Raw genomic sequence first — 3,564 nt, 5'->3', positions numbered from 1 at the left:
ACTTACATCCGTCAAGAAACTGGATTGTTTGTGTCAGACGGCTCGGTTTACCGTGGAAATGGCCACTTATTCTTGAGAATGAACGTTGCCAGCCCGACTTCGATGGTTAAAGATGGGTTAAATCGCTTAAAAACCGGGATTGAGAAATTTGAGAACCTGCAATAAATAAACGCGATAATGTCAAAATGGGGCTGTGACAAAACTAACGTTTTGCTAACAGCCCCTTGTTTTTTCAATTTTATATAGCCGGAACGTGTGCCAAAAGGCTGCTTCCGTAGCATAACTACGAATAACTTTCCGAGCTTTCAGCTCAAAAAGTCATTCTAGGTTATGCTACGGAAGCAAAACCGCCTTTTGGCACACTCCGATTTTTTGTTCTCAAATCCAAAGCTTAGGATTGTTGTTTGGCTGTTATCCTGCCCAAATGTGCTCCCTAGGGCAGAATCCTGCACCTAAACCAACGACCAGCGAAATCAAACTCGATTTCACTGGTCGTTAATTTAGGCTCCGGCTTCTAACCGCCCTAGTCCGCACTCTTTATTTTTCCCACCGCAATCGGTAGCGTCGTATGTTGGTCATACTTGCCAACTGCGCCTTGAATCGTATCTGGTAGTTCCATTGATTCCGGGACGCCATGAATATAGATAACCCGCTTTTCCAAGTGGGGATCATCGTCATTAAAGACTTCTTTGAATTTGTGGCTGATTTCTGCCAATGGCACTTCCTTTTTATAATGGAAATGACCGTTAGCATCCGACGTTGGGTAGGTGTCCGTGGGGATATCCATCTTCTCAGGTGCGTCGTTAAATGGCACCATCGTGGTTCCTGAAACGGGTTCCGTCTCCGGCAAATCCACGTAGCCATCCCCATTAGTATCTTGGGCAATCGTTGCCGGTTGCGCGTCTTTACCGTCTGGGAACCCATGGAAATGCATCCAGTGCTGGGTATTTGGCGACGTGTGATCCATTGTAATTTCAACCATTAACGTCTCATCATCAACCGTAAATGTTGCTTCACCGGTTGGATGTGTTCCAATCTTGTCACCATTCAATGATGTAATCGCTGCAACGTACTTTTTAACCATGATTGACACTCCCTTTTATCTTTTTTAACCGCCTCAAATATAGCATGATTATAGGTTGTGTACAATCTAATTAGTGACATTCTAAGATTTTATTTTTCAGGTCGGTTAACTGGCCATTGTGGTGCTTGACCGCTTAGTACCCGCACGACTTCACTGGCAGCGTCCGTTGCCATCCGAGAGAAGCTTTCAACCGTACTTGACCCAATATGTGGCGTTAACAACACGTTATCGAGCTTGAATAACTCACTATCCAGCGGTAATGGTTCCTCATCAAACACGTCTAACGCGGCACCAGCAATTGCCTTTGATTTCAAAGCATCAATCAGCGCATCTTGATCAACCAGAGCGCCACGACCCAGATTGATTAGTACGCTGCTGGCTTTCATTTCAGCAAGCTGTTCTTTTCCAATCGTGTGATAAGTGGCCGGATTCGAAGCTAAATGCAAGGTTAAAACATCCGATTCCTTTAATAAGGTGTCCAAATCCACAAACTGGCCATAACTGGATTCACGTGGCGTTCGATTGTGAATCAAAATCCGCATCCCCAAACTGCTGGCCTTTTTGGCAACCAACTGACCAATCTTGCCATACCCTAAAATACCAATGGTCTTGCCTTCAAGGTCAAAGCCAAGGTGGGCCAGCGGATAGCCGAAGTTGCCATTCCGCATTTCAAGTGAGTCTTTCGTCAAGTTTTTTGATACGTCTAAAATTTCAGCAATCGTCGTCTCAGCCACGGTAGCCGCATTGGCGTTGGGCGTATTCGTTACCCAGATCCCATGCTTGGCACTGGCGTCAAGATCAACACTGTCATAGCCAACACCATGGCGGGCAATAATTTTTAAGTTGGGCATCTGAGAAATGACATCTTCTCCAATCGGATCAACAAATAAAATCATCCCGTCCACATCTTGGCCATATTTTAGAATATTTTCTTGATTGGCTCGAGGCACCTCGATTACTTCAAAACCATGGTCTTTTAAGTAAGCTTTGCCATCCTGCGATAATTGAGCGGGTACGAGTACTTTTTCCGTCATTTGATAGTTCCTCCTTTAGCCATTAAACGTTCTTGGCAGCGTAAGCGAGCATGTCGTGGGTTTGCTGATTCAATAATGGTGGCAATTTGTCAAAATCAAAGTAGTCCAACTCCAGGGTTTCATCGGTTGCAGTTGAAAGTGTCTGCCCGCCGACTTTCTTTACCAAAAAGAGTTGGGTAATTGTTTGAACCTCGTCACCGTTTGGGTAGGTAAAAATTCCCTGATCAAATATTTTAAGCGGCTTAACAATCTCAACGTCAACCCCGCTGTCTTCTTTGTATTCCCGGACACACGTTTCAGCAAACGTTTCGCCGAATTCCATATACCCGCCAGGCAAGCTCCAATTGTGGGTATCCGTTCTTAAATTCAGGAGAACTTGGTGCTGGTCGTTGAGTAGAATCCCGCCGGCTGTGTTTAAAATTAAAGGCATATGACCGACTAACGAACGAATGGTTTCAATGTATCCAACTGGCATTTAACCACCTCTTTCAAAAGTTTGAATTTTGATAGTATTATCGTCTTACAAAACAGCGTTCAAATCAAGCCGGGAGACGGGCTTTATATATATCTAACATATTAGCTAACAATTCGCATCATTGATGCCGATTTACACAAGATACCGGTTTCAATTACAAAATAATAAAAAATCCAGTATTGTCAACGTTTTCATAGTCTTTTTCACTTGTGCTATTTTGAAAAGTGTTTAGAATGATAAGTGAAGTGAGGAAGCAATTTGCATCTCTTATATATCAGTTTTAATTTCTTACAAAATTCTATGAACTGTTTTGACTTGAAAGGAAGCTTTAAAATGACAACTAAAGACTGGAAAGCATCACTTGAATCAAAGGACACATTTAACGATTTCATCACCGACTATTTCAAAGACCACAAGCAATTAACCGGAGATTATGAAACCCCATCATATTATGAGTACTACACCGTAACGCCGAACAGTAAGAAAGGACTGGTCATCACAATGACTAGTGCTGTTACCAGCGTTCCTAACGCCGAGGTTCCAACCATCCCATTCAAAAACGTTGAGATCATTTCTGTCGAAGAATTTCGTCAACTCATTCTTCACAAGAAGTTCGCAGATATGCATACATCCCTGGCCGACGTCTTTCAAACAGTCGCAGGCGTTCCCGGTAATTCCAAATAAATTCCGGGATCAACTGATTGTCACATGTTTTCTGCCAGATCATATGAAATCCCCCCCGAAAAAGGCCGAGTCAAAAGTTAATACTTTTGGCCCGACCTTTTTTCGGTGGTGGCATCTTTTTACCTTTTGGAAACGTGCAGCGTCTAGTGTCTAAACGGTTTGAGTCGCACTTTACTTTGATGTGGATGGTCATTTTGGGTGCTTATTTTACCTTGTGGAAACGTGCTACGCGAACCAACTTCCTCCGCTTAATCCGATAACCATGAAATGCCTACTAGTTACCCGGT

Annotated in this window: 4 protein-coding genes and 1 pseudogene; 2 read left to right on the top strand and 3 right to left on the bottom strand. The window is 43.3% G+C overall.

What is annotated here, in order from left to right; all coding sequences use genetic code 11:
- Positions 1-165, top strand: a pseudogene (locus tag AB3112_RS09635) (plastocyanin); the annotation flags it as partial.
- A 358-nt stretch (positions 166-523) separates the two neighbouring features.
- Here AB3112_RS09635 and AB3112_RS09630 read toward each other — a convergent pair.
- The 3 genes from AB3112_RS09630 to AB3112_RS09620 form a co-directional block, all read right to left on the bottom strand.
- On the bottom strand, positions 524-1,084 hold the full coding sequence (locus AB3112_RS09630; RefSeq protein WP_084998008.1) for a hypothetical protein: 561 nt from the start codon (positions 1,082-1,084) through the stop codon (positions 524-526).
- A gap of 89 nt (positions 1,085-1,173) precedes the next feature.
- Entirely contained in the window at positions 1,174-2,118 is a 945-nt protein-coding gene (locus tag AB3112_RS09625) for a phosphoglycerate dehydrogenase (RefSeq protein WP_084998845.1), read from the bottom strand.
- Positions 2,119-2,140: 22 nt separating this feature from the next.
- The gene (locus AB3112_RS09620) at positions 2,141-2,593 is read right to left on the bottom strand and encodes an NUDIX hydrolase (protein ID WP_084972843.1); all 453 of its coding nucleotides are present in this window, start codon (positions 2,591-2,593) and stop codon (positions 2,141-2,143) included.
- A 333-nt stretch (positions 2,594-2,926) separates the two neighbouring features.
- On the opposite strand from AB3112_RS09620, the gene AB3112_RS09615 reads away from it, so the two are divergent.
- The gene (locus AB3112_RS09615; RefSeq protein WP_084972844.1) at positions 2,927-3,277 is read left to right on the top strand and encodes a hypothetical protein; all 351 of its coding nucleotides are present in this window, start codon (positions 2,927-2,929) and stop codon (positions 3,275-3,277) included.
- Positions 3,278-3,564 lie beyond the last annotated feature (287 nt).

It is taken from the genome of Lentilactobacillus sp. (genome assembly GCF_040773105.1).
Classification (GTDB): domain Bacteria; phylum Bacillota; class Bacilli; order Lactobacillales; family Lactobacillaceae; genus Lentilactobacillus; species Lentilactobacillus parabuchneri.
The sequence above is the reverse complement of the archived record's forward strand: the minus strand, read 5'-3'. Positions and strand labels throughout refer to the sequence as shown.

Excerpts from the sequence above, each read along its gene's own strand:
- AB3112_RS09630 (WP_084998008.1), bottom strand. The coding sequence starts at position 1,084 with ATGGTTAAAAAGTACGTTGCAGCGATTACATCATTGAATGGTGACAAG.
- AB3112_RS09625 (WP_084998845.1), bottom strand. The coding sequence starts at position 2,118 with ATGACGGAAAAAGTACTCGTACCCGCTCAATTATCGCAGGATGGCAAA.
- AB3112_RS09620 (WP_084972843.1), bottom strand. The coding sequence starts at position 2,593 with ATGCCAGTTGGATACATTGAAACCATTCGTTCGTTAGTCGGTCATATG.
- AB3112_RS09615 (WP_084972844.1), top strand. The coding sequence starts at position 2,927 with ATGACAACTAAAGACTGGAAAGCATCACTTGAATCAAAGGACACATTT.